The organism is Pseudomonas entomophila L48 (assembly GCF_000026105.1).
GTDB classification, from domain to species: domain Bacteria; phylum Pseudomonadota; class Gammaproteobacteria; order Pseudomonadales; family Pseudomonadaceae; genus Aquipseudomonas; species Aquipseudomonas entomophila.
In genome coordinates this window covers 893,833-919,729 of record NC_008027.1, presented here as the reverse complement: position 1 = coordinate 919,729, position 25,897 = coordinate 893,833, and the positions used below count along the sequence as shown (strand labels likewise).

Below are 25,897 nucleotides of genomic sequence, written 5' to 3'. Positions count from 1 at the left end.
ACACTTGTATAAGTCTGCAGATGTGCTGGAATAAACCTGTACAAACCAAGCCTTCTGTACAAGTAATTCCGGAGTCTGCAATGAACCTTTCCGCCCCCAGCGGCAAACCACGCCTGGCCATCAGCGCCTGCCTGACCGGACAGAACGTACGCTACAACGCTGGCCACAAGCGCTCCGACCTCTGCCGCGACCTGCTCGACGAACATTTCGACTGGGTGCCCGTGTGCCCGGAAGTCGCCATTGGCCTCGGTGTACCCCGCGAACCCATCCGCCTGGTGGGTGACCCGGATCATCCCGCCGTCACCGCCAGCCGCGACACCACCACCGACCTGGCAGGCCCGCTGCGGGCCTACGGCGAACAGATGGCGGGCGAACTCGACGATATCTGCGGCTACGTATTCATGCAGAAGTCACCCTCGTGCGGCCTGGAGCGGGTCAAGGTATATCAGGACAACGGCCGTCCTCCCCACCTGGGTGGACGCGGCGCCTTCGCGTCGGCGTTCTGTGCCCGACGCCCCGACCTGCCCGTCGAAGAAGAAGGGCGCCTGCACGACCCGGTGCTGCGGGAAAACTTCATCACCCGCGTCTACGCCTATGCCGACTGGCAAGGCCTGCTACGCGAAGGCCTGAGCCGTGGCACGTTGGTTCGCTTCCATGCGCGCTACAAGTACCTGCTGATGGCCCACAACCCCCAGGCCTATCGCAACCTGGGCCGCCTGCTGGGTAGCATGACCCGCGACGATGCTCCCGAGCAGATCGGCCCACGCTACTTCAGCCAGCTGATGCAGGCCCTGCGTCGCTGCGCCAGCCGCGGTACCCACGGCAACGTGCTTCAGCATCTGAGCGGCTACCTGCGTAAAGACCTCAAGCAAGCGGACAAGCTCGAGTTGCAAGAGGTCATCGGCCAGTACCAGAAAGGCGTGGTACCACTGGTGGTGCCCCTGACCCTGTTGAAGCACCACCTGCGCAACCACCCCGCCCCCTACTTGATGCAGCAGGCCTACCTGCAGCCCCACCCGGAAACCCTCGGACTACGCAATGCTATCTGAAGACCTGCTGCCCATCGGCGAAGTGGCACGGCTGACCGGCGTCAACCCGGTCACCCTGCGCGCCTGGGAGCGCCGCTACGGCCTGATCAAGCCCCAGCGCACGCCCAAGGGGCATCGACTTTATCCACAAGATCAGGTGCAGCGGGTGCAAGCCGTGCTGCGCTGGCTCGAACGCGGCGCCGCGGTGAGCCAGGTGCGCGAGCTGCTGGACAAGGCCGCCGACCCCGCCACCACCGTGCAGGGCGAATGGGGCGAGCGCATCGAACAGATGATCGCCGCCATCGCCCGCCTCGCCCAGCGCCAGCTGGACCAGTTGCTGAACCAGGCAATGGCGCTGTACCCCGCCGTGACCGTCTGCGAACGCCTGCTCCTGCCCCTGCTGGACGCGCTTGCCCAGCGCTGGCAGTCCCACTTCGACGCACGCCTGGAGCAGGTGTTCTTCCACACCTGGCTGCGCAGCAAGCTGGGCGCACGGGTGTACCACGACAGCCATTCACTGGCGGGCCCCTGCGTGCTGCTCGCCCGCACCGACGACACGCCCTTCGACGCCGAATTCTGGCTGTGCGCCTGGCTGCTGAGCAGCAGTGGCCAGCCGTTGGAGATTCTCGAATGGCCGGTTGAACCTCGGCAACTGCGTCAGGCCGTGGAGCTGCTGAAACCCCGTGCATTGCTGCTGCACCTTGGGCGCCGCCCGGAACTGCCCGCCTTGTCGCGCGCATTGCGGGAGATCAGTGTGAACACACTGGCAGGCGGCAGCGCCATCGGCCTGTTCGAGGCAGAGTTGCAGGCACTGGCACTGCCCAATCTGCATCTGTTCGACAGCCCCCAGGCGGCCTTGCGCCTGCTGCAACAACCCTGACCGACCACCACAGGCCTGATGCCCATGCAACTGATCTGGCTGCGCAGCGACCTGCGCATCGACGACAACACCGCGCTCTCAGCCGCCTGCCAGGGTGGCCCGGCCGTGGCACTCTGGATTGCCAGCCCCGGCCAGTGGCAACGCCATGACGACGCCGCCTGCAAGGTGGACTTCTGGCTACGTAACCTGCGCCTGCTGAGCCAGGCGCTGGAGGCCTTGAACATACCTCTGCTGGTGCGCACCACCGACACCTGGCGCGAAGTGCCCCAGGTGCTGCTCGAAGCCTGCCGTGAGCACCAAATCGGCACCGTGCACTGGAACGAAGAGTACGGTGTCAATGAAACCCTGCGCGACAGCGCGGCTCGCGCCCTGCTGGAACAGTCCGGTGTCGCCACCCACACGCATCTCGACCAGTTGCTGTTCAAGCCGGGCAGCGTGCTGACCCGTGGCGGCCAGTACTTCCAGGTATTCAGCCAGTTCAAGCGCGTCTGCCTCGAACACCTGCACCGCAGCCTGCCCGCGCGAGCACAACGACCGAAGCGCCAAGCCCCTCTCGACATCGCCAGCGATCCCATCCCGGAACAGATCGATGGCTTCGCCATCCCCCCACAATCCCTGCGCGACCATTGGCCGGCCGGGGAAGAAGAGGCCCAGCGGCGGCTGTCGCGCTTCATCGACGAAACCGTCGAAGACTACCCGCAACTGCGCGACCTGCCCGCCAAGGCCGGCACCAGCCAGCTCTCGCCCTACCTGGCGGCCGGCGTCATCTCGCCACGCCAATGCCTGCACGCGGCACTGGCCAGCAACCACGGCGAATTCGACAGCGGTAACGCCGGTGTGCAGACCTGGGTGAACGAACTGCTGTGGCGGGAGTTCTACAAACACATCCTGGTGGGTTATCCACAGGTCTCGCGGCATCGCGCGTTCCGTGTGCACACCGAGGCCCTGCCCTGGCGCAACGCGCCTGACGACCTGGAAGCCTGGAAGCAGGGCCGTACCGGCTTTCCGATCATCGATGCCGCCATGCGCCAGCTATTGGAAACCGGGTGGATGCACAACCGCCTGCGCATGATCGTCGCCATGTTCCTCAGCAAGAACCTGCTGATCGACTGGCGCGAAGGCGAGCGTCATTTCATGCGCCACCTGATCGACGGCGACCTGGCCGCCAACAACGGCGGCTGGCAGTGGAGTGCCTCGACCGGAACGGACGCGGTGCCCTACTTCCGGATCTTCAATCCGACGACCCAGTCACAACGCTTCGACCCGAAGGGAACCTTCATTCGCCAATGGCTGCCTGAACTGCAGGCAATGGACGAAAAAACGATTCATCGACCGGTGAAATCTGCTGATCTATTTGTTACTAATAATTACTCAAGCAACTACACGAGTCCGATCGTCGATCTCGACAGCAGTCGCCAGCGTGCACTGGACGCCTTCAAGGGGCTGTCCACCTGGCAGAACCAGAGGGGAACATCTTGAGCATTACGCGCAGTTTCTGGGTGACAGGGGCCAGCCAAGGACTTGGGCTGGCCCTGGTGGAACGTTTGCTCGAACAGGGGCACCGGGTCGCAACCAGTGGCAGGGAAAGCCAGGAACTCAACGCAATTGCAGAACGCCATGGCGATCGCCTGCTGCGCCTGCCTGATCAGATTCAAGACCTGACTCAGGCTGAAGCCGCCAGCCGGCAGCTACATCGCCAATGGGGTAGGCTCGACGGTTTGATCGTCAACGCCGGGGTTTGTGACTACCTCGCCGACGACACACCAGACACCGACCTGTTCGAGATGATCGTCAGCAGCAACCTGCGCGCCACCGAGCATGCCCTCGCTGGCGCCCGGCCGTTGCTGGCCAATGGTGAGAAGCCCCAAGTGATGGCAATCCTCAGCCGTTACTCCGCCCAGCAGCTGTTCGACCCCCGGCAACCTCCAGACGCTCGCAATAGCCTGCCGCAATGGTTGCGTGAACAACGCACCCCGTTGAAGGCCGAGGGTATCGACCTGACCGTGGTGGCACCACAATCCGCAACCCTCGCCCAGGTAGTCCCGGAGGAATGGACAGCACAGACTGCGGCGCTCGAACTGGTGTCGCGCCTGGACCAACGCCAACCGGAACTGGTACTCGAGCCCATGTGCCTGAGCCATCTATGGCCGCTTCCACGCTAACCTGGACTGGCTACGCAGGGTCCTCTGTAGGAGCGGCTTCAGCCGCGATGCAGGCGACGCGGTGTCTGGTGTGATCGCGGCTAAAGCCGCTCCTACAGAGGCCGCACGGGGCCAAGGCATCGACGCAAGCGTTCAGAGCGGGAAGCTTTGCACACGATCAGATTGCATCCACAGCATGGGCAGGATTTTCTTCAGGCTGTCCGGATCGGCGCTGGTCCAGAATGCGGTTTCCCGCGCTGGCCCGTCGGCCAGCAGGTCGCGCTCGCCCAGCAGGCGTTGCAGCTGCCGCGCCACGGCGGCGCCGGTGTCGATGATCGCCACGTCCGCCGGGACCATGTCCGCGAGCATCGGGCGCAGGAAGGGATAGTGGGTGCAGCCGAGGATCAAGGTGTCGCACCCCTGCGCCAATAACGGCTGCACATAGCCCGCCAGCAGTTGACGCAGCGCCGGACTGGTGAGATCGCCGGCCTCGATGCACTCGACCAACCCAGGGCACGGTTGGGTGATCACCCGCACGTCGCTGGCAAAACGGTCGAGCAAGGCGGCGAACTTGGCACTCTGCAAGGTGCCGGTGGTAGCCAGTACGCCGACCACCCCGGAACGGGTCGCCGCCGCCGCCGGCTTGACCGCAGGTTCCATCCCGACCAACGGCCAGTCCGGATACAGCGCCCGCAGATCGGCGACGGTGGCCACGGTGGCCGTGTTGCAGGCCAGCACCATGGCCTTGGCGCCCTGCTCGCGCAGGAAGCCGGCGATATGCCGCAAGCGCTGGCGAATATAGTCGGGCGACTTCTCGCCATACGGCACATGCCCGCTATCGGCCACATACAGCAGCGTTTCGTTGGGCAGCAGGCGCTGGATCTCGGCCAGCACGGAAAGGCCGCCGACGCCCGAGTCCATCACGCCAATCGGCGCCGAACGCTCATTCATGACGGTTGCCACACACGGCGCAGGCCGGATCGCGCTTGACCCGCAGCTCGCGCATGCGCGTGCCCAGCGCGTCGATCAGCAACAGCCGCCCTACCAGCGGCTCACCGAAGCCCGCCAGCAGCTTCAGCGCCTCGAGCGCCTGCAGGCTGCCGACCAGACCGACCAACGGGCCAAGCACGCCGGCTTCGCTGCAGGTCAACTCGGCCTCGCTGCCATGGCCGTACAGGCAGTGGTAGCAAGGGCTGGTGTCGCGACGGGTGTCGAACACCGACAGCTGGCCTTCGAGGCGAATCGCCGCGCCGCTGACCAGGGGCTTGCCAGCCACCACACAGGCGGCGTTTACCGCTTCGCGGGTAGTGAAGTTGTCGGAGCAGTCCAGCACCACGTCGACGGCGGCCACCGCTGCAGCCAGCGAATCCTCGTCCAGCGCCTGGCGATGGGCGACTAGCGCAATTTCGGGGTTGATCGCTTGCAGGCGCTTGATCGCCGAGTCGACCTTGCTCATGCCGACGCTGTCGCTGTCGTGGATGACCTGGCGCTGCAGGTTGGTCAGGTCGACCGTGTCGAAGTCGGCCAGGTGCAATTCGCCGACGCCGGCCGCGGCCAGGTACAGCGCCACTGGCGAGCCCAGGCCGCCCAGGCCGATCACCAGGGCCTTGCCGTGCTTCAGGCGCAGCTGGCCGTCGATATCCACCTGCGACAGCAGGATCTGGCGGCTATAACGCAGCAGCTCCTGGTCGCTTAACATGGCAGGCGCCCCAGGCTGATACGTTCATGGCCGCCCAGGTCGACGCGGCTGGCCACGTCGACGAAGCCGCCGGCGCTCAGCAGCTCGCGCACTGCGGGAGCCTGATCGTAACCATGTTCAAGCAGCAGCCAGCCGCCAGGCAGCAGGTGTTGCGGGGCCTGGGCGACGATCACGCGCAGGTCGTCCAGCCCGTCTTCACCGGCCACCAGGGCACTGCTGGGTTCGAAGCGCACGTCACCGGCCACCAGGTGTGGGTCGGCGGCGCGGATATAGGGGGGGTTGCTGAGGATCAGGTCGAAGTGCTCGCCTTCGAGGGCGTCATACCAGTGGCTGGCACGCACCTGGACGTTGCCCAGGCCCAGGCGCTGGCGGTTGCGCTCAGCCAGGGCCACGGCCTCTTCGATGCGGTCCACTGCGGTCACCTGCCAGGCCGGGCATTCGCTGGCCAGCGCCAGGGCGATGGCCCCGGTGCCGGTGCCCAGGTCCAGCACGCGGGCCGGCTTGGCCGGCACCAGTTCAAGCGCGGTTTCCACCAGCAGCTCGGTGTCCGGACGCGGGATCAGCGTATGCGGCGCCACTTCCAGGTCGAGCTTCCAGAAGCCCTGCTGGCCCAGGATGTAGGCCACCGGCTCACCGGCGCGACGGCGCTCGAGATAGCCGGCGAACAGCTCGGCCGCCTCGCTGCTGACGATGCGCTCGGGCCAGGTGTGCAGGTAGCTGCGCGACTTGCCCAGGGCAGCAGCCAGGAGCAGCTCGGCGTCCAGCCGCTCGGTCGGCGAATCCGGCAGCTGCGCATTGCGCAGCAGGCTGGCGATGATGGTCATTCAGTCCCCCAGGGCGGCCAGTTGATCGGCCTGGTATTCGGCCAGCAACGGCTCGATCACGGCGTCCACGCCACCGGCGAGGATATCGTCGAGCGAGTAGAGCGTCAGGTTGATGCGGTGGTCGGTGACCCGGCCCTGTGGATAGTTGTAGGTGCGGATGCGCTCGGAGCGGTCACCCGAACCCACCAGCAGCTTGCGCTCGCTGGCGATGGCGTTCTGCGCGGCGCTGGTCTGCATGTCGTTGAGCTTGGCCGACAGCCAGGACATGGCCCGGGCGCGGTTCTTGTGCTGCGAACGCTCTTCCTGGCACTCGACCACGATGCCGGTGGGCAAGTGAGTGATGCGGATGGCCGAGTCGGTCTTGTTGACGTGCTGGCCACCGGCGCCGGAGGCGCGGTAGGTGTCCACCCGCAGGTCGGCGGGGTTGATCTCGATGGCCACCTGCTCGTCGGGCTCGGGCAGTACCGCCACGGTGCACGCCGAAGTGTGGATACGGCCCTGGGATTCGGTCTCGGGCACGCGCTGCACGCGGTGGGCGCCGGACTCGAACTTCAACTTGCCGTAGACGCTGTCGCCTTCGACCCGGGCGATGATCTCCTTGTAGCCGCCGTGCTCACCTTCGTTTTCAGACAGGATCTCCAGGCGCCAGCCGCGTTTCTCGGCATAGCGCGAGTACATGCGGAACAGGTCGCCGGAGAAGATCGCCGCCTCGTCGCCACCGGTGCCGGCGCGGATTTCCAGGAACACGTTGCGCCCGTCGTTGGGGTCCTTGGGCAGCAGCATGCGCTGCAGCTGCGACTCCAGGCCAACCAGCTGCTCCTTGGCTTCGCGCACTTCCTCCACGGCCATCTCGCGCAGGTCGGGGTCGGCGTCCTTGAGCAGCGCCTGGGCGCCCTCGAGGTCGTCCTGGACCTTGCGCCAGCCTACATAGCAGGCAATCACCGGCTCGACTTCGGCGTACTCGCGGGAGTAGGCGCGAAAGCGCGTCTGGTCGGAAATGACTTCGGCATCACCCAGCAGCGCGGTGAGTTCCTCGAAGCGGTCCTGGAGCGTGTCCAGTTTGTTCAGCAGCGACGCTTTCATTGCGGGGTTTTGTCCGTCGAGCCCTCGTGAAGGGCGAAGAGTTCCTGGGCCATGGCCAGCGCATCGAGGCGGCCTTCGGCAGAGAGCTTTTTCAGTTGCACGCTGGGGGCGTGCAGGAGTTTGTTGGTCAGGCCCCGGGCCAGTTGCATCAGCACGTCCTCGGGGTTGCCGCCGTTGCCCAGCAGGCGCAGGGCCTTTTGCAGTTCTTCGTCGCGCAGGCGCTCGCTTTGCTGGCGATAGGCCTTGAGCACATCCACCGCCGCCAGCTCGCGCAGGCGCACCATGAAGTCGTCGGCGCCGGCCGAGACCAGCTCTTCGGCGGCCTGGGCCGCGCCCTGGCGGCTCTTGAGGTTTTCCGCCACCACTTCGTGGAGGTCGTCGACGGTATAGAGGTAGACGTCGTCCAGCTCGCCGACCTGCGGCTCGATATCACGCGGTACGGCGATGTCGACCATGAAGATCGGCTTGTGCCGGCGCTGCTTCAGCGCGCTTTCCACCGCGCCCTTGCCGAGGATTGGCAGCTGGCTGGCGGTGGAACTGATGACGATGTCGCTGTTGGCCAGCTCTTGCGGAATGTCTGCCAGCAGCACCGCATGGGCGCCGAACTGCTCGGCCAGGATGCTGGCGCGCTCCAAGGTGCGGTTGGCGACGACGATACGACGCACGCCCTGCTCGTGCAGGTGGCGGGCGACCAGAGTGATGGTCTCGCCAGCGCCGATCAGCAGCGCCTGGCTGCGGCCCAGGTCGGAGAAGATCTGCTTGGCCAGGCTCACTGCGGCGAACGCCACCGACACCGGGTTCTCGCCGATGGCGGTGTCGGTGCGCACCTGCTTGGCGGCGCTGAAGGTGGCCTGGAACAGGCGCCCCAGCAGCGGGCCGACGGTGCCGGCCTCGCGGGCCACGGCGTAGGCCGACTTCATCTGGCCGAGGATCTGCGGCTCACCGAGCACCAGCGAATCGAGGCCCGAGGCCACGCGCATCATGTGCCGGACCGCGTCGTGCTCTTCGTGGATGTAGGCGCTGGCGCGCAGCTCGTCGAGGCTCAACTGGTGGTAGTCGGCCAGCCACTGCAGCACGGCGTCGGCGGCGATGTGGTCCTGCTCGATGTAGAGCTCGCTGCGGTTGCAGGTCGACAGGATCGCCGCCTCGCGGCTGGCGGTCAGTCGGCACAGCTGCTGCAGGGCGTCCACCAGCTGCTCCGGGGTAAACGCCACGCGCTCGCGTACGTCTACCGAGGCAGTCTTATGGTTAATACCAAGTGCAAGAAAGGCCATGCAAGGTCGCTGGTTGGGACGTGAAGCCGATAATTGTCCTACTTCGCAGGTTTTTGAACAACCACCGTTCGCTATTGTGGTGATGGTCAAGCGCTATCACGGTGTCTGGCGCAGGGTGGCAGGGGTGGCTATACGCCGACGAAGTGAGCGTCCGCACGGCTCCTGGCGATGGGGGTATCGACAAGTTTGATCCCATGCTGGGGGCTGTTGAGCGCGTTGTGAGCTTTAACGCGAGCGAAAAGAATCAGATTAAGCGCCTTTCCTGTAGTCCATTTCCCAAACATACTCCCAGGCCCTTTAAGCCATTGCGGTGGTCTGGGTTGGCCTCTAGTCTCGGGCGGTCGCTGCACAATCAGCGATCGGCTTTGACAGGCCGCTCAGAAAAAAACCTCATGGCTTGCGCTCTATGGCGGCTGTGTGTGGGGCACCTCGTGTGCGCCGGGTTTTTTGGCTTTTTCCTGCCGGTCTGTCAACCCATGCACAGCTGCCACCCTCTTGTTTGACAGCAGATGGTGTCGGCCCTTTCTTCAGGAAAAATACCGATGCTTAAGATTGTCCCCGATCCACCCCACAACCCTCACTCCCTTGAAGACACCCTCATCCAGGCCACCGAGTACGCCCTGTGCGCGCTGACCGTGGCCCATCAGGCCGTGCACGCCCAGCCCAGATCACCGGCCACGATCCTGATGATGGCGTCGATCCACGAAGTCGAATCGCTGCGCGTGCTGCTTGAGTCGGCGTTGATCCAGGTGCAGATGCCCAAGGCTCCGCAGACGCTGCATTAGGCCGCGCCCGGCCCTGTTCGCCGGCAAGCCGGCTCCTACCGGGGGCTGCGTTTCACCTGTAGGAGCCAGCCTTGCTGGCGAAAGGGCCCGCCCAGGCCCCCACCACTTCAGGGAGAAAAACAATGACCACAGACGACACCACCTCCAACACCACAGCAGGCAAAACCAAGTTCTACCAGGGCGAAGGCCAAACCGACCCGCTGTTCTGCATCGAACCCGGCATCCCCTGCCAGCACGCCCGCGACCAAGCCTCGGAGCTGATGGGCTGCGTGCGCGACCTGACCATCACCGGGATCATGGAAGAAAAGCCGCAACTGCTCTGGGCGTCGTACTACCTGAGCGCGCTGGCCAAGGCGTTGATGGATGATGCCGAGTTGGGAATGAGGCACTGAGCATGCGGTGCCTGGGGGCGGTGCGCCGGCTCCCAGGCAATCGCATTGAGCGCAACGAAAGCCGAACATGCACCTAAATAAGTGCCATTCAAATTCGTCCCCTTTTCCCCCACTCGAGGTGTTTGGGCGCAGGGCTTTTGACCGCGTGTTGGCGACTAGGTGCTCGCCGTCCGCCTTGCAGCGCGCTCAAGATCGAGCGCCGCCCGCGCGGCGCATCGCGGATGAATCCGCTCCTACATCTATTGCAACGTGCCGCACCTGTGAGGCCATGGTTGCCAGCCCTGACGCAAGGCTTGAGCCAGGTGGGGCGGCGGCGCCAGCCGATAAATTGCGTCGTGCCAACAAGGCGAACAACCATGGCCTATCTATCATGGCCACGTTGCAACCAATGTAGGAGCGGATTCATCCGCGATGCGCCGCGCGGGCGGCGCTCGATCTGATAGGCGCTGCACCTCTCCCGTCGTACACCTCGAAGCTTCGCAAAGTTCGGCAGAACCAGGTTATTTTCTCTAGGGTTCGCCCTGAAAGCAGCAAAGCTGACTCTAAATCGAAAGGTCCGAGGGCTGCATTGGGTCGATGGCGGACGGTCATGGATGATAGCCCCACCACATTGCGCCCTGAACGGCATTAATGCCTGGAAGCATTCAGCAGGCACGTTCGCTTTAAGGAGGTGGCCCACCCAGCAAGGGTGAGCCAGGTCTGAATCAGGATCGCTTGCGCTTGAACAGCTTGCCGAAGAAGCCGGCGATGGCCACCAAGCCCAGGATGATGAACTTCTTGAACGCCAGCAAGGCAACACCGATCTTGGCGAACAGGCCCGCCTTGGCGGCGATGCCACCGGCGACCAGGGCGGCCAGTCCGTATGGCGCCAGCTTGTCGGTCTTGGCGTCGTAATCGGCGTAGCGGTTACCGTCGGTGAAGTTGGTGAAGGCGAGAATCTTTGGCGTTTCCTGCTTGATGGTCTGCAGGTCGGCCATCGCCGCCACGGCATTGAGCTCCAGCACGCCTTCGCGGCCCAGCACGCGGATGCTGTAGTTCAGGGTGGTCTGGTCGGCGTCTTCGGCCTTCAACTCTCGCGCCCAGTACATCTTGTGGGTAGCCTGATCGTAGCTCGGTGGTTCGGCCCAGCCCAACAGTGTCAGGCCGGCATAGCCTTGCTTGCGACGCTCCTTGTTGTCTTCCTCGTCATCGGCCTTCATCTGCTCGAGCAGGTCGGCGTAGTCGATCTTGGCTGCGTCATCGTCGGAAATGTGGCCGTCGTTCTTGTAGCTGATGATCACGCCCCAGCCGTTGTCCGCCAGTGGATTGACGGCGGTCGGGATGATCATGCCGAGGGTCTTGAAGCCCGGTGGGTTGCCCCAGCCTTCGGTCAGCAGGCGCTCGGTGTCGCCCGGCGACAGGTAGTAGAACTCGTTGTTGAGTTGGAGGCTGGCGATACCGCCGGGCAGGGTGATGTTGCCGTGCTGTTGCTTGAGCGTGGCCAGCCACTGTTCGGCGGTCTGGTGCGGTTGTTCGCTGGCGGTTGGCGCAGACGCGGGAGTGCTGGCGGCAATGGCGGGCAAAGTAGTCGCGCAGAGCAACACTGCCGCCAACAACTGGCGCAGGTGTTTCATCGTAGTCCCTTACAATTTGAAATAATTTGGGCGCGCAGGATAACTGAAAAAGCTGGCCAATCGCCAGAATCTCGTGTCCTTGTCTACCTTTCGATGCCAACGGGACACGCTTGCGCGTCCTCCTTTCTGGCGGTCAAGCCAGTGACATCCTCTGTGCCCAGCCTCTGCCTGGACGCAGTCAGCATTGCGTCGAGCCAACGCGACTGTTCCATGCGGTGTTAGCGACATCTCTTTTCGGACAGAGCCTAGGTGCTCGCCGTCCGCCTTGCAGCGCGCTCAAGATCGAGCGCCGCCCGCGCGGCGCATCGCGGATGAATCCGCTCCTACATTTGTTGCAACGTGCCGCACCTGTGAGGCCATGGTTGCCAGCCCTGACGCAAGGCTTGAGACAGGTGGGGCGGCGGCGCCAGCCGATAAATTGCGTCGAGCCAACAAAGCGAACAACCATGCCCTATCTGTCATGGCCGCGTTGCTACCGATGTAGGAGCGCATTCATCCGCGATGCGCCGCGCGGGCGGCGCTCGATCTGATAGGCGCTGCACCTCTCCCGTCGTACACCTCGAAGCTTCGCAAAGTTCGGCAAAACCAGGGGCCAAGGCCAGCCCTTCTTCATTTCTTCTTACAGATCAGAGGGTTAATTACTAAGTAAGCACCATTCAAATCCGTCCCCTTTTTGATCCACGCCTCGCCCATTGGCCTTGGTTGGGTTCACTTGCAGCCGGCCTCACAATCAATCGCCCCCGCGCGCACATAGAATGACCAACCAAATCTCCGCGATGAGTATGTCGTGATGTAAGCCCTACCCCAGCCACTACCAGCTAGAGCTCTCAAACACGTATACAAAAACAAATTACCCACGAAAAAAGTGCAAACTTAGATCATTAGCCAGCTCAACGATATCTTCATCCTGGCTACCCTCGCCCAGTTTTATATGCGCTTCTAGCAAGCTCTCACCCCCAATAACACATAAAAATTCACCAACATTTTTATATGTATAATAATCCATACCATCACTGCAGAAACCAGATACAATTTTCCCGACCAGCTCATCCCGACCAGATGTCCAGCCACGGGAAGCTAAAATACCTCTTGCCAGCAGCATCTCTTCCTCATTCCCATCTATCGATATATTTATGAGTTCCTCGACAAACGAGTCAGAGCAAGAAAAATCAAGCAAACCATCCCTTGCAACTTTTAAAGATACTCGCCGATCTTCACTACTGCCAGAACGCAGCATCGCCATCAAATCAGGCTCATACTGTAAATACAGCGCCCGAACATCATAGCCATACTGATTTATGACGCGTTCGTGCAGTTCATAACTAGACCACGAAAGCCCAGAACGCTGAACCGACTCAACAAAACCGCGAACCTTCTCATTAAAAGAATCCTCGATCGCACTAAACGCCGTCATCAATTCACTCATACCTTACTCCATATTCCCCGTTGTGCAGGCGATAGATCAGGTTGCCGCATTCGGCGTACTGGAAATGGGTCCCAGCGTATTTACGCAGCAGGTTATCCATCAGCTTGTTGCGCCGTGGGTCGCTTTACAGCGTACGGCTGAGTTCCTGGGTCTTTTCACCCAGCAGGTTGCCGCCCAGGTCGAAAGCGAAGCATACTCATGCCCCCAATGCACTCCGCGTCCTCGGCTGCTTTAGCCTTGCCTAATCTTCGCCTCAATAACTTTCGCACAATTTCAACATTTAATATATTACAACTTACCCTCACCAAGCATCACACTCTCAATAGCACCAAGATCGATCATCAGCCTAAAACTCGCCCCGCCCTCCATAATCTGCAAATTTTCAATACTATGAGAATCAGTTCCTGGTGAAGGGCCGACGACATAAAGCCCAAGCGAGTCTATTTCCTTCATCAAACGCTCCTCCTCTATAAAAAGCTGCTCATTCACCGCTCGCTCATGTTCCTTGAACAACTTTCCATATAGGTCAAAATCTCTATCTGGCAAAAAAGAACCGATCACTCGCATACCATTTATGGAAGAAACCAATAATCCCCCAAGAGACAGCCCATTAGCAGACACCAATTTAAACTCTATCATCGAGGGCACCTCTTAGTTTCGCCAAGCGTTTGAGAAAGTCCCTTTAGGCTTTCATAATTAAATCCAACAACCCCATCAGGATGGATAGAAAAAAGAAAAAGTGGACGGATTTATTTTTTTACCTCAGAGTAGCAAAAATAAATTCGCCACTTTTTTTGGTCAAGCCATGATCAATCCACTCAATAAATTGACAGATCTTTAATGCAATAACCCTCGACAAAATCCATCAACTCTAGAATTATATTCTCATCGGCCGCGGCCCTCAGATTTTCAAGGCATTCAAGCATTTCATCCTTGGGCATACCTCGCACCTTGAAATCAACGAGCACCGCCCTCAAACTCATGAGATCTGAGCGGGCCACTACACCAGCAAGCACTCCATTAATAAATTCTTTTTTCATGGACACAACTTCCATTTATCCTTTGTTGCCTCCAGCGCAGACTAGAAAAAAGGACGTATTTATTTTCTTTCAGGTTAAGCATGCGAGCAGTTCGGCCTTGGCCGTCGCATTGAGGGCGGAGCTGAGGTTGGTGCTGTAGGCGCCGGCCATGTAGTTGTCTATGCTGGCCTGGCGGTCCTAGACTAGCAGGTTGGCTGCGGCAGCTGCCGGATTAGCAGGCACTTGGCCTGGACTGACCCCGCCAGCGCGGCCGCGATTAGGCACAAATCCGCCAAAACTAAAATATCCCTTATAGACTGTGCCTCGATTACCTCAAACTCTTGGGATGAGGCCTCGGGCAGGGGCAGGATATCAACCCCTAAAACCCCGACCCCAGCCACCCTAGATGTTATTCAAACCGCACCAAGCGTGGAAAAGTCCTCATTGACAATAAACACCTCATCACTTAGCAAGTTCAGAGCAATACAAAATCTGTGCGTAGACTGAATGTAAACAAAGTCGCCCTGCCGCCTGATATCCACAAACGGATTAGATGTCGTCGAGAACAAGAACCACTCGATATTGTTGTCTTTATCCGTTCTTGCAATAAACCCCTCATTGCCCATCTCGCCCTCGCCGCAAAGGATTACCCGCCCTCCTTCCAGCGATAACTTATTATACACCTGCACTTCCGACCAGACATCGTCATCGCCAAGCAACTCATTAAGCTCGGCCTCACCCTCATATGAAATCCTATACTCCCTACCAAAAGCATGCGTAAGCCTATCATTTTCAATAGAAGCAATATCTATATTCTTAACAGCAGCCCCCCCGCAATACACAATATCCAGCCCTATTAACTGGCCAGCCGCCCATCTATCTTGTAGCTCTTTCATGCTATCCACATGGACTCCCCGGCTTCTTGCTCTTACTTACTATTTGAGGTCTGTCTGGCGTTCCAGTCTCAGGTAGTTTAACCCTGGGCACATCAGACCCCTTAGGTTTCGAGTTCAATTTCTTACTAAGGTTACTACCATAGGTCCCTCCCGTTGCAGGCGCAGGCAACGGATCGTTTAGATTCACGCGATTTATAGGAACGGACTGCAAGTTCGCCACCTGCGCAGCATATAGCCTTCGGTTATCTAAAGACACCAGCTGCCCGTTAACCTCGGCGACATTCAATGGCCCACTCCGCTTCCAGTCCCACTTCCCTTTTGACATATCGTCCACGTACCCAGAGGCATTGTCAGATATGTACGCCTGAGAGAAATTAAGAGATGAAGGATGAACCCACTCCTCAGTTAACCCCCATGGGTCTATCCAGCTAACTGGGTTTGGCGCATAAGCATAGAGATTCAGCCCGCCGGCATAACGGATCGGGTCCTGCCCGACAAAACGACCAGTCTCTGAATCATAGTACCTGAATCGGTTGTAGTGCAGCCCGGTCTCTTGATCGTGATACTGCCCTTGGAAGCGTATCGGGTTGGTCAACCCGATCTGTCTGCTCCACTCCGAGCGTGTTTCCTTAATCTCACCCCAAGCCTTGTACTGCGCCGTCCACACTACCTCTCCGTTGTGGTCAGTCAGTTCCATTGGTGTGCCGAGATGGTCACACTGGTACCAGGCAATCGCGTCAATCGGCTGCGGCTTGATCTCATGCTGCCACAGCGGATCCTGGTCGACATCGTAATCACGGTCGTTCCAGTCTGGTTGCCGTAGCAAGCGAATCGGGCTCTTGCGCAACGCTTGGGCGACGGGAACAAAACTGCCCGGCTCATATAAGTAATGCACCGTACGTCCCGTCTCGCCCTCATCCTGCGGTGGCGAGCTTTCCCAGGCCAGGTTATCGCCATCCCAACCGTACAAGGTATAGCCGCAACCCAGTTCGCGCTGGCGCTTGGCCCGCTGCATCTGGTTCCAGCCGCTGCCGGCCCGCGGGTCGTCCTGGTGGTGCGCGGTGGAGTGTTTGTGCAGACGGCGGCCCAAGGCATCGTAGCTGTACACCACCGTGAGCTTGTCATCGTCAAAACGCGTTAGGCGGTCGAATAGGTCCCAGCTCAGGCGGGCCTGTTCACCGTTGTGCAGGCGATGGATCAAGTTGCCGCGTTCGTCGTACTGGTAATGGGTCCCGGCATATTCACGCAGCAGGTTGTCCATCAGCTTGTTGCGGCGCGTGTCGCTTTCCAGCGGGCGATTCAGTTCCTGGGACTTGTCGTCCAACAGGTTGCCAACCGGATCGAAGGCAAAGGTCTCGACGCCGAGACGGCTGGTGGCTTGCAGCAGGCGCCCGACCGGATCGTACTGATAGGCCAGATGACCACGACGCATATCATGGATATCCGTCAGCTGGCTAACCGCATCGTACTGATACTGGCGTTTGAGTAGGGTGGATTTGCCATCGGAATTGCCCAGCACTTGCTCCTGTAGCCGGCCTCCCGAATCCCAAGCTTGTGTCTGCATGAGCCGGTTGCCCTGATGACGCACCACTTCACGGTGCAGATCATCGCGCTCGTAGGCCAGCAGCTCATGCTGGTCAAGGGTCATCCCAAGCACGTGCCCACTGCCATAGGTGAGCACGTTGATCTTATGGCCATCCGGGCGAATCGTCGCCGTGCGCAGGTTCAGCGCGTCGTATTCGTGCTGCCACACCGCAACCATCGGCACCTCGGTACCCAAGTAGTACTGGTGCTCGCGAGTCAGGTTGCCCGCCTCGTCATGGAACCATTGCAGCTTGCTGGCGGTGTTGATGGCCTGGATCAGATTACCGTTGCCGTCGTACGCAAAGGTCTCTTCCTGACGCTGATCACTTTGTCTGGCCACACGTGAAAGTAGGCGACCCATTGAATCGAAGGCAAGATCAATGCGGCGACTTCCAACCTGAGTGCTGGCCAGTCGGCCGCTGTCCGGGTCGTATTGGTAACGCGTTACCAGACCGTCGAAACCTTGCTCTTCCAACAAACGACCAACCGGATCGTAGAGGAAGTTGGCCTTGCTCTCGTTTTCGTTTTCCAGATTGATCAATCGACCCAGCTTGTCCCAGCGATAACGCAGGGTGTGCTCGGCGGCATTGGTACGCGACGTCAGGAGACCAGTAGCGTTGTAGGTCCAGGTAGTGCAACGGTCCAGCGCATCGACGTGGGCCAGCAGACGGCCTTCAGCGTCACGTTCGAAGCGCTCTTCGGTATTGTCCGAATGAATGACTTTTGCCAGCTGGCCGGCCTTGTATTCATAAGCCGTCTTGTGACCTGCCGCGTCGGTGAACAGTACTAACTGACCAAAGGCGTCGTACGCCCACTGGCTAGTTTTACCCGAGCAGTCGGTATATTCGACTATCTGATCCGCCGCGTTGTACGCCAGTTTCTTCTCGTTGCCGTTGGCGTCCTTGATCGCCTTGACCAACCCCGAAGGCGTATAGGCGAACTCGGTTTTATTACCCAACGGGTCGGTGGTCTCGACCAGATTGCCCTTCTGGTCATAGTCGCGCAACCACAGGCCACCTTCAGCGTCGCGGATTTTGATCAGATTGCGACGGCCGTCGTAGGCGAAGTGCATCTGGCTGTGATCGGCACGAATATGGCGAACGACACTGCCTTGTTCGTCATAGTCGTAGCGGTCTTCGCTGCCATCGGTATGTACATGGCGTACTACTTTCTTGCGCTCATCACGGAAGATCCACTCCGAGCGCTCATCTGGGTAGCGCACGCGATACAGGAGGCCAAGGATATCGTAGTAGTACCAGGTCTCCTGGCCATGGGCGTCGGTGACGTAGGTGAGGCGGATGTTCTCGTCCCACTCCAAACGCGTGTCATAACTGCCGTCGTCGGCCCATTCACGGATCGCTTTGGCGTCAAAGGCGCTGCCATCCCATTGCAGGTTCATGCCCCGGCCTGTACGGTCGGTGTAGCGGGTCACCAGATGGTTCTGGTACTGGTAGTGCCATGCCGCGCCATGCTCATCCTGGGCGGCAACGAGGTCGCCCTGATCATCGTAGTGGTAGCCGCACAGCTGACGCAGCGGCTGACCGTCCTGCATTTCCCACAGGCCAGTGATATGCCCCTGCTCGTCGATCAGCGTACCGAGATGGCGCTGTACATCCTTCACATCACCTTGGAAGGTGATGATGTCTGACAATACCGGACGCCCCTCGTGGTGATGTTCGTAGTGCAACATGCAGCCCGCGTCGTTCTGCAACAAGAGCTTGCGCAGGTAGTAACGATCACCTACCCGCAGGTAGTACTCCTTGCGCACGAAGCCACGGCAGATCACCAGTTCATCGTCACTGCTACGCACCAGCAGCAAGTCCTCGATGGCATTGAATAGCGACTTACCGACTTTGGGTAGCTCGAAGTCATGGCTACGGCCATCAAAATCATGGAACAGCAAACCCTTGCCCACCACGTCGATGCAAGTGGTGAATTCGGTAACCCAGCGAGCGCCCAGACAACCCTGGTCGTACTCGGTCAGCCTTGAGTGGTAAATGCGCTGCCACTCGATAGGGAATGCGCCCGGTAGGCTGAAATCGGTGTGGATGATGAATTCCGACCCCAGAGCAAAGCTGATGCTGCGCCCGGTAGTGGATTTGGGGATCGGCCGAGGGATCGGGCAACTAGGCTCTACAGGGCTTGGTGTCTGCTTGGCCTTAGCCTGAGCACTACTGACCGCCAACTCGCCCTTGCCCTTCTCCCGCTCCACCTGCGTGGTCGTCCCCGGTTTGCTCACCCCCGGCTGCCCGTTCTTGTTGCGCTTGCGAAAGCCCTTCACCGCCCCGCCCAGCACTGTCAGCATCCAGCCGATGCTCATCTGCGTCGCCGGGTCCGCCAGCTTGGCAAACTGTCGGGCCATCTCCGGTCCCAGCGCGCGTAGTTGACTGGTATTGGCCAAGACCTTGGCTTTGATCTGATCCGGCAGCAGCTTGCTGGTTGCACTGTTGGCCAGCCCTTTACCGGCAGCCTTGTAGGCGCTGTGCACCGCACCGAAGAAGTTGCTGAACGCTGCCTTGGGGTCGTTGAGCAGTTTGTCGGCGGCAGCCGACATCTGCTTGCCCGCCTTGTCGCGATCGCCCTTGGCATCCAACTGGCCCTTGACCACTTTCTCAAGGCCGGTGGCGATTTCGTTGGTCATCTTGGTGCCCAGCGCACCGGCGTCGGCCAGAATGCTGGCGATCTTCGGCTGAGCCTTGGCCACGAAATCGTCAATGGTCCCGGCGATGGTCGCATTGAGGTGACCGATCAACACCTGGATCAGCGAATCCCCCAACAGCATCTTGGCGCTGTTGCGCAGCTCCTGGCGCACCAGGAACAGGGTCGGGCGCAGGCTCATGCGCGCCGCGGCCATGGTCGGTGGCGCCGGCAGCACACCGATCAAGTTGATGCCCAGGCTCACCCAGTCGAGCAGCTGGCGGTTCTTGCTCTTGACCAGGGTCACCACGTCGCCCAGGGCATCGACCAGGGCCATGATGTTGCCCACCACCGGCAGCGCACCGGCTACGGTCTTGATGCGTTCGAGGGTGACGTAGCCGCCGCTGACCGACTGCAGCCAAGCGTCGAAGGCGGCGGCGCCACGGCCGACGTCCTTGGCGTCGATGGTGTTGAGCGGGGCGACGGCGACCTGGGCTTCGCGTTTCTTGGCGTCGGTCATGCCAGCACCTCATGGTTCAGCTTGGCCGGGTTCACCGGGGCGCTGAGCTTGGGCAGGCTCGGCAGTTGCTTGAGCGCGCTGGCGGCCTTGAGCGTGGGCGCCGCGCCGGGCACCACGTTGCTGGCCAGTTGGGCCATGGCGCCGGTGTCGCCGCCGACGGCGGCCTTGACCTGCTGCGCCTTCTGCAAGGCGGCTTGTCCGCTTTTCGCCAGTTGCATGCCCGTGCCGGCCAGGGCCTTGCCCTGTTCCAGCAGGCCGTTGCCGCCGGGGCCCATCAGGCCCTGGGCCATCGATTTTCCTTGTGCCATCGCGTTCTGCATCAGTCCCTTGCCCTTGTCCATGCCTTGTTGCATTGCCGACATCCCCTTAGCTAGCAATCCGCCTTCACCTTTTGCACTGCTAAGCACCTCGCCAACTTCCGCCATCTGCGCGGCAGACGGCTCTCCCAGTCCCGCCTGTGCAGGCCAGGCAGAGGCACCAAAGTGGCTGCCATCGGCCCAGGTATCAGCAGGGTCGAGGCCAAAGTCGACCCACAGTGGCCCTACGGCGGCCCCTGCTGCCTGGTTGAAACCTTTGCTATCCAAACTGCCCTTGATTGACTTGCCCAGGGCGTCGGTCACGTCGTAGTCGCCGGTCTTCACGCCTTTGCTGTTGGCGTACTGGTACAGCAGCTCCAGGTCGCCCTTGCCGGGTTTCGGTGGCTCGGGGAAGGTGCCGGCCTTGCTGGCGGCGCCGATGTGGGCGAACTGCGCGGCGTGGGCGGTGTAGTTGGCGCTGGTGACATGGGTGATGCCACCGGCGTTGTAGGTAGTGGCGCTGCCGCCGCCCTGGATCACCAGCTCGGTCTTGGCGGTGAGCACGATGCGGTCGGCGTTGGCGGTGATGTCGAGCTTGGCCAGCAGGTTGATGTTGTCCTTGAGGGCACGGATGTCGATGTCGCCGGAGGCCGACACCAGCTTCCAGCCCAGGCTCTGCACGAACAGGCGCATGCCCTGGCTGGCGCTGGCCAGCAGGCGCTTGCCGACGGACAGGCTGGTGTGGCCGGTGCTGCTCAGGGCCAGATGCTCGCCGGTGGTGATGTGGTTGGGGCCGGGGGTGGTCAGGGCGATGCCGGCCGGGCTCGACAGCACCAGGTGCGGCTGGGCGAATTCGGGGAATTCGTTGGCGCTCTGGTTGACCGGGCCGCTGCCGAGGATGCCCTGGTGCTGCTCGTGCAGGCGCTTGGCCACGGCGTCCTGGTCGCCGGGCTCCTGGGCCTGCATCTGCTTGGCCAGTTCCGCCAGGCTGTCCTGCTGCTCGCTGGCGGTGGCCAGACGTTCGGCGGTTTCGGGCAGGTCCTTGTGGTGCTTGGCTTCGTTGGCGCGGGGTTCGGTGGTGATCAGCAGGCCACCGGCGGCGCGCACTGCACCGTGGCGGTCGGTGCGCAGCTCGAAGCCTTCACCACGAGGGGCGCCGCCCGACGGTCTGGGGTGCGTGAGGTAGCCGAGGTTCAGCGCACTGGCGCCGTGGTCGCTGCGCAGGGCGATGCTGATTTCGCTGGTGGTGTCGTCGATGCGCAGTTCGTTGTTGCGGCTGCCCTTGTATTCCTTGCTCTTGATGGTGGCCAGGGTCTTCAGGTCGGGCAGCTTGTAGTGCGGCATATTCACGCCGTGGTACAGGCAGCCGGTCACCAACGGCTGGTCGGGGTCGCCTTCGAGGAAGCTGACCAGCACCTCCATGCCGACGCGGGGCAGCTGCAGGCTGGCGATGCCCTGCCCGGCCCAGCCGGAGGCCACGCGCATCCACACGCTGGACTTGTCATCCGAGCGACCTTCGCGGTCCCAGAAGAACTGCACCTTGATGCGGCCGTACTCGTCGCAGTAGATCTCTTCACCGGCCGGGCCGCTGACCACGGCGCGCTGGGTGCCGAGGATGCGCGGCTTGGGGTGTTCGAGCGGCGGGCGGTAGGTGGCGTCCCACGGGGTGGCGCTGAAGAAATTGCGGTAGCCCTGCTGGAAGCCGTCGTACTTGGCGTCGACGTCGCTGGTGATGGCTTCTTCCAGCACCTGGGGCTGGCGGCCCTGGTGGTGCACGTCGGTGAGCAGCCAGAGGTCGTTCCAGGCGGCGTTGGGGTGCGCGCTCAGGGTCAGGAAATGCCCGCTGGCCAGCAACGGCTGGTCGCTGCGCCCTTCGGCCAGGCGGTAGTCGCTGCGGTGGCGCTCCAGGGCGCGGGTGGCCAGGTGCTTGCCGCGGGCGCGGTCGAGGAAGCGCCCGGGGTAGTCGTAGTCTTCGAGCTCGGGCTCGGCGTGGCTGACCGACTCGCCTTCGAGCTGGATCAGCGGTTTCTTGAAGTCGTAGTCGCGGCGGGTGACGCTGCTGGTGCGGGTTTCCACGCGCAGGCCGAAGCGCTTGATCATCGGCGTGTCGGCCACCAGCCCGGCGTCCTGCTGGTAGGCCACCGGGGCCAGCTTGCGGAACACGGTCTGGTCGTCGCCGAACACCAGCTGGTGGCCCTCGGCGCTGTGGCGGAAGTGGTAGTGGATGCCCTCTTCTTCGCACAGGCGCTGGACGAACTGCAGGTTGGACTCGTCGTACTGCACGCAGTACTCACGCTCCGGGTACACGGCGCCCAGCTGGAACTGGTAGGCGTTGGCGAGGATGCCGTGCTCTTCCAGTACCTGGGCGATGATCTTCGGCACGCTCAGTTGCTGGAACATGCGTTGGTTGATGCGGTGGGCCAGGTAGGCCAGCTGCGGGCGTAGCGTAACCTGGTAGCGGGTCAGGCGCTTGCCCGCCTCGCCTTGCGCGGCGCGGTAGATCAGGCCGTGCAGGCCGCGGCCGTCGTCGCCCAGCTGGAGGAACGCGGGCTTGTGCAGCAGGCTTTCCAGGTCCCGCGAGGGGTGCTCGCTGACCAGTTCCAGGTCGATGGCGTACACCTGGCTGATGGCTTCGCTGCCGTCGAAGGCGAGTACCTGGAAGTCGTGCTCCAGGCCGTCGATGTGCAAGCTGAAATGGGTCTGGTCGGCGGCGGCAAACATCCTTGTTCCTCTTTCCTGGGGGGTGGAACGTCCTCGGAATGGCACGCCGCTCACGCGGCGTATCGCGGATGAATCCGCTCCTACACGGGCAAGTCGGCAGTGCCACCAACCGCTGTAGGAGCGGATTCATCCGCGATGCGCCGCGCGGGCGGCGCTCGGTCTCATGGGCGATGCAACGCTAACGTCGATCACCCAGAGACCCCGCAGAGCCTTAGCCCGCGACCGGCGCGCGCCAGTCGTCGGAACCGGAAGTACCGGACACTTCGTGGGTCCAGGTGATCTTGCGGTAGGTGAAGTACACGTCTTCCAGGTGGGTGAAGTGGGCGTTGGCCGGGTCCTGGCAGTTGTGCATGTAGTCCTTGATGTCGACGATGATCGCGTCTTCCAGGACGGTGGTGTAGTAGTGCTCCTGGGTGCCCTGGGCCGAGGTGCGGTACCACTTGATCTCGACCTTGGTCATGCGCTCGCCCGAGGTCAGGGCGGCCAGCAGCAGTGGCGAGGCCTTGTCGAAGACCTTGGTGATCTTCACCGGCTTGTGCACGCGCTGGCCGGTCGGCTGGCCGGACTGCGGGTCACGCGGGATGATCACTTCGTGTTCGAAGCCCTGGACCATGACCTGGTCTTCGTGGCCTTCCTGGTAGGTGTTGCCCACCGAGTCGGCGGTGAAGGCGCCAGCGGTGATCAGACCTTGTTTTTCGCCGGTGACGGCCATGTAGGCGGGAGTTGCCATGTGTCGCTCTCCTTGCTTGGAAAATAGTCGCCGGGTGGCAGGAATTTGCCACCTTGGGGCGACTAGGTAATACAAAGGGCGTGCCAGTTTTTATTTATCTATTCAAATCAGATAGTTAGAAATCATGCACATCCATTTGGATGTTCTTTTCAACTTGAACCCTTCAAAAGTTGCGCAACTTCTTGCGCAGTGGTGGCAAAAAGTTGCGCAGTTGGCTGTACATGACGAGTACCAAGGCCTGCATCGAACTATCCACACACTTATCCACACTTGAGTGCGCAACTTCTTGCGCAGTTGACTGAGAAGTCAAAAACCTAAAAAAGTGAACACAATAGAGTTGTGTTGATTGGGCCGGCCTCTTCGCCAGCAAGCTGGCTCCTACAGGTACGGTGCTGGTGCTGGGTACCTGTAGGAGCCAGCTTGCTGGCGAACCCAGACGACACCGACCGCCATAAGCAGCAACCGTTGACTCGCTTGATGCCATGCCTGTGCGCGAACCTCCCACGCCAGGCATTGTCCCTATGACCGAAGCCACGCTTCACACCACGACCTTCGCAGGTGGGTTTGCCATCGCGCTTGTGTCATCATGCTCCGACCGCCGGTTAGCCCTCCTAAAGCCTTCTATGAACAGACCCTACGCATTGCTGCTTGCCTTCGCCCTGCTCCAGGGCTGCCAAAGCCTGGCCCCGCAGAAGACGGACGACCAACCGCCCGCCGCCAACGCCGGCAAGAGCGCGGAAAAGCCCGTGGTGTATGGTTCGTTCACGCAAGACACGCTCTACAGCCTGCTGGTGGCCGAGCTGGCCGGCCAGCGCAACCGCTTCGACATCGCCCTGGCCAACTACGCCGACCAGGCGCAAAAAACCCAGGACCCCGGCGTCTCCGAGCGCGCCTACCGCATCGCCGAATACCTCGGCGCCGACGAGCCGGCCCTGGACAGCGCATTGATCTGGGCCCGCAACGACCCGCAGAACCTCGACGCCCAACGCGCCGCGGCCATCCAGCTGGCCCGCGCCGGGCGCTACGACGACTCCATGGCGTACATGGAGAAAGTGCTGCAGGGCAAGGGCGACACCCACTTCGACTTCCTCGCGCTGTCCGCCGCCGAAACCGACCAAGCCACCCGTGACGGCCTGATGCAGAGCTTCGACCGCCTGCTGGTGAAGTACCCCGACAACGGCCAGCTGGTGTTCGGCAAGGCGCTGCTGCTGAACCAGGACGATAAGCCCGAACAAGCTCTTGAACTGCTGGAAAGCCACCCAGCACAGAACGGCGAGATCGCTCCGATACTGCTGCGCGCCCGCCTGCTGCAAGGGCTGGACCGTGGCCCGGAAGCACTGCCGCTGCTGCGCGGGGCGATCCGCGACAACCCTGACGACAAGCGCCTGCACCTCACTTATGCGCGCACCCTGGTCGAGCAGGACCGCATCAACGATGCCAAGGCCGAATTCGAAAGCCTGCTGCAGCAGTACCCGGAAGACGACGAGATCCGTTACTCCCTGGCTCTGGTGTGCCTGGAAACCAAGCAATGGGATGAAGCCGAAGGCTACCTGCAGGAAATGGTCGAGCGCGACGCCAACGCCGACGCCGCCCACCTGAACCTCGGCCGTATCCGCGAGGAACGTCACCAGCCGGCTGCCGCCCTGCGCGAATATGCCCTGGTCGGCGCGGGCCCGGACTACCTGCCGGCGCAACTGCGCCAGGCCGACATCCTCATCGCCAATGGCCGCAGCGCGGAGGCTTCGCGCCTGCTCGCCGAAGCCCGCGAGGCGCAGCCCGACTACGCCATCCAGCTGTACCTGATCGAGGCCGAAAGCCTGGGCAACAACGGCAAGGAGGCCCAGGCCGCGCAGGTGCTGGAGCAGGCGATCAAGCGCTACCCGGACGACCTCAACCTGCTCTACACCCGCGCTATGCTCGCCGAGAAGCGCAATGACCTGGGGCAGATGGAAAAGGACCTGCGCGCCATCATCGCCCGCGAGCCGGAAAACGCCATGGCCCTCAACGCCCTGGGCTACACCCTGGCCGACCGCACCACCCGCTACACCGAGGCCAAAGCCCTGATCGACAAGGCCCACCAGCTGACCCCGGACGACCCGGCGGTGCTCGACAGCCTGGGCTGGGTCGCCTACCGCATGGGCAACCTCGACGAAGCCGAACGCCAACTGCGCCAGGCCTTCGAACGCTTCCCCGACCATGAAGTCGCCGCCCACCTGGGCGAAGTGCTGTGGGCCAACGGCAAGCGCCGCGAAGCCCGCCAGGTCTGGGGCAAGGGCTTCGAGGCCCAACCCGACAGCCCCATCCTGCGCAAGACCCTCCTGCGCCTGACCGGATCCGAGAGCCTGTAAA

20 protein-coding genes and 1 pseudogene are annotated in these 25,897 nt (G+C 61.7%); 7 read left to right on the top strand and 14 right to left on the bottom strand.

Translation table 11 applies throughout. From position 1 onward, the window contains the following. Nucleotides 1-80 precede the first annotated feature (80 nt). From PSEEN_RS04090 to PSEEN_RS04075, 4 genes are read left to right on the top strand one after another with little or no spacing between them, the layout of a single operon-like run. The gene (locus PSEEN_RS04090; RefSeq protein ID WP_011532218.1) at nucleotides 81-1,049 is read left to right on the top strand and encodes a YbgA family protein; all 969 of its coding nucleotides are present in this window, start codon (nucleotides 81-83) and stop codon (nucleotides 1,047-1,049) included. Continuing rightward, the gene (locus PSEEN_RS04085) at nucleotides 1,039-1,908 is read left to right on the top strand and encodes a MerR family transcriptional regulator (protein WP_011532217.1); all 870 of its coding nucleotides are present in this window, start codon (nucleotides 1,039-1,041) and stop codon (nucleotides 1,906-1,908) included. The genes PSEEN_RS04090 and PSEEN_RS04085 overlap by 11 nt, the downstream gene beginning before the upstream one ends. 24 nt (nucleotides 1,909-1,932) lie before the next feature. Next, entirely contained in the window at nucleotides 1,933-3,387 is a 1,455-nt protein-coding gene (gene phrB / locus PSEEN_RS04080; RefSeq protein ID WP_011532216.1) for a deoxyribodipyrimidine photo-lyase, read from the top strand. Continuing rightward, nucleotides 3,384-4,070: an SDR family oxidoreductase gene (locus PSEEN_RS04075; RefSeq protein WP_044487683.1), complete on the top strand. Its 687-nt coding sequence runs from the start codon at nucleotides 3,384-3,386 to the stop codon at nucleotides 4,068-4,070. The genes phrB and PSEEN_RS04075 overlap by 4 nt, the downstream gene beginning before the upstream one ends. A gap of 132 nt (nucleotides 4,071-4,202) precedes the next feature. Here PSEEN_RS04075 and murI read toward each other — a convergent pair whose 3' ends face one another. Genes murI through hemA form a run of 5 tightly spaced genes read right to left on the bottom strand, consistent with a single transcriptional unit; the run spans nucleotide 4,203 to nucleotide 8,929 of the window. Then, nucleotides 4,203-5,000 (bottom strand): glutamate racemase, encoded by a 798-nt coding sequence (murI, locus tag PSEEN_RS04070; RefSeq protein ID WP_011532214.1) that lies wholly within the window; start codon nucleotides 4,998-5,000, stop codon nucleotides 4,203-4,205. After that, complete coding sequence (locus tag PSEEN_RS04065; protein WP_011532213.1) at nucleotides 4,993-5,748, bottom strand: molybdopterin-synthase adenylyltransferase MoeB; 756 nt, start codon at nucleotides 5,746-5,748, stop codon at nucleotides 4,993-4,995. The genes murI and PSEEN_RS04065 overlap by 8 nt, the downstream gene beginning before the upstream one ends. Next, entirely contained in the window at nucleotides 5,742-6,572 is an 831-nt protein-coding gene (prmC, locus tag PSEEN_RS04060) for a peptide chain release factor N(5)-glutamine methyltransferase (protein WP_011532212.1), read from the bottom strand. The genes PSEEN_RS04065 and prmC overlap by 7 nt, the downstream gene beginning before the upstream one ends. After that, nucleotides 6,573-7,655 carry a peptide chain release factor 1 gene (gene prfA, locus PSEEN_RS04055; protein ID WP_011532211.1) on the bottom strand — a complete coding sequence of 361 codons (1,083 nt, stop codon included), beginning with the start codon at nucleotides 7,653-7,655 and terminating at the stop codon, nucleotides 6,573-6,575. Then, complete coding sequence (hemA, locus tag PSEEN_RS04050) at nucleotides 7,652-8,929, bottom strand: glutamyl-tRNA reductase (RefSeq protein ID WP_011532210.1); 1,278 nt, start codon at nucleotides 8,927-8,929, stop codon at nucleotides 7,652-7,654. The genes prfA and hemA overlap by 4 nt, the downstream gene beginning before the upstream one ends. Nucleotides 8,930-9,471: 542 nt before the next feature. Here hemA and PSEEN_RS04045 point away from each other — a divergent pair. Beyond that, nucleotides 9,472-9,714: a hypothetical protein gene (locus PSEEN_RS04045; RefSeq protein ID WP_011532209.1), complete on the top strand. Its 243-nt coding sequence runs from the start codon at nucleotides 9,472-9,474 to the stop codon at nucleotides 9,712-9,714. 122 nt (nucleotides 9,715-9,836) lie between these two features. Continuing rightward, nucleotides 9,837-10,106 (top strand): DUF3077 domain-containing protein, encoded by a 270-nt coding sequence (locus PSEEN_RS04040; RefSeq protein WP_011532208.1) that lies wholly within the window; start codon nucleotides 9,837-9,839, stop codon nucleotides 10,104-10,106. Between the two features lie 704 nt (nucleotides 10,107-10,810). On the opposite strand, the gene PSEEN_RS04035 is transcribed toward PSEEN_RS04040, so the two are convergent. From PSEEN_RS04035 to PSEEN_RS04000, 9 genes and pseudogenes are all read right to left on the bottom strand, one after another. Continuing rightward, a complete protein-coding gene (locus PSEEN_RS04035; RefSeq protein WP_011532207.1) occupies nucleotides 10,811-11,719 on the bottom strand; it encodes a DUF2167 domain-containing protein in 909 nt (302 codons plus the stop codon). An 850-nt stretch (nucleotides 11,720-12,569) separates the two neighbouring features. Beyond that, nucleotides 12,570-13,145, bottom strand: a complete 576-nt coding sequence (locus tag PSEEN_RS04030; RefSeq protein ID WP_011532206.1) for a hypothetical protein — start codon at nucleotides 13,143-13,145, stop codon at nucleotides 12,570-12,572. A 10-nt stretch (nucleotides 13,146-13,155) separates the two neighbouring features. Beyond that, nucleotides 13,156-13,335: pseudogene (locus PSEEN_RS27210) on the bottom strand (hypothetical protein); the annotation flags it as partial. 98 nt (nucleotides 13,336-13,433) lie between these two features. After that, nucleotides 13,434-13,784, bottom strand: a complete 351-nt coding sequence (locus tag PSEEN_RS04025) for a hypothetical protein (protein ID WP_044487680.1) — start codon at nucleotides 13,782-13,784, stop codon at nucleotides 13,434-13,436. Nucleotides 13,785-13,963: 179 nt separating this feature from the next. After that, complete coding sequence (locus tag PSEEN_RS04020; protein WP_197533004.1) at nucleotides 13,964-14,185, bottom strand: hypothetical protein; 222 nt, start codon at nucleotides 14,183-14,185, stop codon at nucleotides 13,964-13,966. Nucleotides 14,186-14,577: 392 nt separating this feature from the next. Continuing rightward, nucleotides 14,578-15,060, bottom strand: a complete 483-nt coding sequence (locus PSEEN_RS26905) for a hypothetical protein (RefSeq protein ID WP_011532203.1) — start codon at nucleotides 15,058-15,060, stop codon at nucleotides 14,578-14,580. A gap of 1 nt (nucleotide 15,061) precedes the next feature. Next, entirely contained in the window at nucleotides 15,062-19,801 is a 4,740-nt protein-coding gene (locus tag PSEEN_RS04010; RefSeq protein ID WP_011532202.1) for an RHS repeat-associated core domain-containing protein, read from the bottom strand. Then, on the bottom strand, nucleotides 19,798-22,818 hold the full coding sequence (locus tag PSEEN_RS25850) for a type VI secretion system Vgr family protein (RefSeq protein WP_011532201.1): 3,021 nt from the start codon (nucleotides 22,816-22,818) through the stop codon (nucleotides 19,798-19,800). Before PSEEN_RS25850 ends, PSEEN_RS04010 begins: the two co-directional genes overlap by 4 nt. Before the next feature lie 211 nt (nucleotides 22,819-23,029). Beyond that, nucleotides 23,030-23,548 (bottom strand): Hcp family type VI secretion system effector, encoded by a 519-nt coding sequence (locus PSEEN_RS04000; protein WP_011531920.1) that lies wholly within the window; start codon nucleotides 23,546-23,548, stop codon nucleotides 23,030-23,032. 623 nt (nucleotides 23,549-24,171) lie between these two features. On the opposite strand from PSEEN_RS04000, the gene PSEEN_RS03995 reads away from it, so the two are divergent. Next, nucleotides 24,172-25,896, top strand: coding sequence for a tetratricopeptide repeat protein (locus tag PSEEN_RS03995; protein WP_011532200.1), 1,725 nt, complete (start codon nucleotides 24,172-24,174; stop codon nucleotides 25,894-25,896). Nucleotide 25,897 lies beyond the last annotated feature (1 nt).

Excerpts from the sequence above, each read along its gene's own strand:
- murI (WP_011532214.1), bottom strand. The coding sequence starts at position 5,000 with ATGAATGAGCGTTCGGCGCCGATTGGCGTGATGGACTCGGGCGTCGGC.
- phrB (WP_011532216.1), top strand. The coding sequence starts at position 1,933 with ATGCAACTGATCTGGCTGCGCAGCGACCTGCGCATCGACGACAACACC.
- PSEEN_RS25850 (WP_011532201.1), bottom strand. The coding sequence starts at position 22,818 with ATGTTTGCCGCCGCCGACCAGACCCATTTCAGCTTGCACATCGACGGC.
- PSEEN_RS03995 (WP_011532200.1), top strand. The coding sequence starts at position 24,172 with ATGAACAGACCCTACGCATTGCTGCTTGCCTTCGCCCTGCTCCAGGGC.
- prmC (WP_011532212.1), bottom strand. The coding sequence starts at position 6,572 with ATGACCATCATCGCCAGCCTGCTGCGCAATGCGCAGCTGCCGGATTCG.
- PSEEN_RS04040 (WP_011532208.1), top strand. The coding sequence starts at position 9,837 with ATGACCACAGACGACACCACCTCCAACACCACAGCAGGCAAAACCAAG.
- prfA (WP_011532211.1), bottom strand. The coding sequence starts at position 7,655 with ATGAAAGCGTCGCTGCTGAACAAACTGGACACGCTCCAGGACCGCTTC.
- PSEEN_RS04025 (WP_044487680.1), bottom strand. The coding sequence starts at position 13,784 with ATGATAGAGTTTAAATTGGTGTCTGCTAATGGGCTGTCTCTTGGGGGA.
- PSEEN_RS04020 (WP_197533004.1), bottom strand. The coding sequence starts at position 14,185 with ATGAAAAAAGAATTTATTAATGGAGTGCTTGCTGGTGTAGTGGCCCGC.
- PSEEN_RS04035 (WP_011532207.1), bottom strand. The coding sequence starts at position 11,719 with ATGAAACACCTGCGCCAGTTGTTGGCGGCAGTGTTGCTCTGCGCGACT.
- PSEEN_RS04000 (WP_011531920.1), bottom strand. The coding sequence starts at position 23,548 with ATGGCAACTCCCGCCTACATGGCCGTCACCGGCGAAAAACAAGGTCTG.
- PSEEN_RS04090 (WP_011532218.1), top strand. The coding sequence starts at position 81 with ATGAACCTTTCCGCCCCCAGCGGCAAACCACGCCTGGCCATCAGCGCC.
- PSEEN_RS04010 (WP_011532202.1), bottom strand. The coding sequence starts at position 19,801 with ATGACCGACGCCAAGAAACGCGAAGCCCAGGTCGCCGTCGCCCCGCTC.
- PSEEN_RS26905 (WP_011532203.1), bottom strand. The coding sequence starts at position 15,060 with ATGAAAGAGCTACAAGATAGATGGGCGGCTGGCCAGTTAATAGGGCTG.
- PSEEN_RS04030 (WP_011532206.1), bottom strand. The coding sequence starts at position 13,145 with ATGAGTGAATTGATGACGGCGTTTAGTGCGATCGAGGATTCTTTTAAT.
- hemA (WP_011532210.1), bottom strand. The coding sequence starts at position 8,929 with ATGGCCTTTCTTGCACTTGGTATTAACCATAAGACTGCCTCGGTAGAC.
- PSEEN_RS04065 (WP_011532213.1), bottom strand. The coding sequence starts at position 5,748 with ATGTTAAGCGACCAGGAGCTGCTGCGTTATAGCCGCCAGATCCTGCTG.
- PSEEN_RS04085 (WP_011532217.1), top strand. The coding sequence starts at position 1,039 with ATGCTATCTGAAGACCTGCTGCCCATCGGCGAAGTGGCACGGCTGACC.
- PSEEN_RS04045 (WP_011532209.1), top strand. The coding sequence starts at position 9,472 with ATGCTTAAGATTGTCCCCGATCCACCCCACAACCCTCACTCCCTTGAA.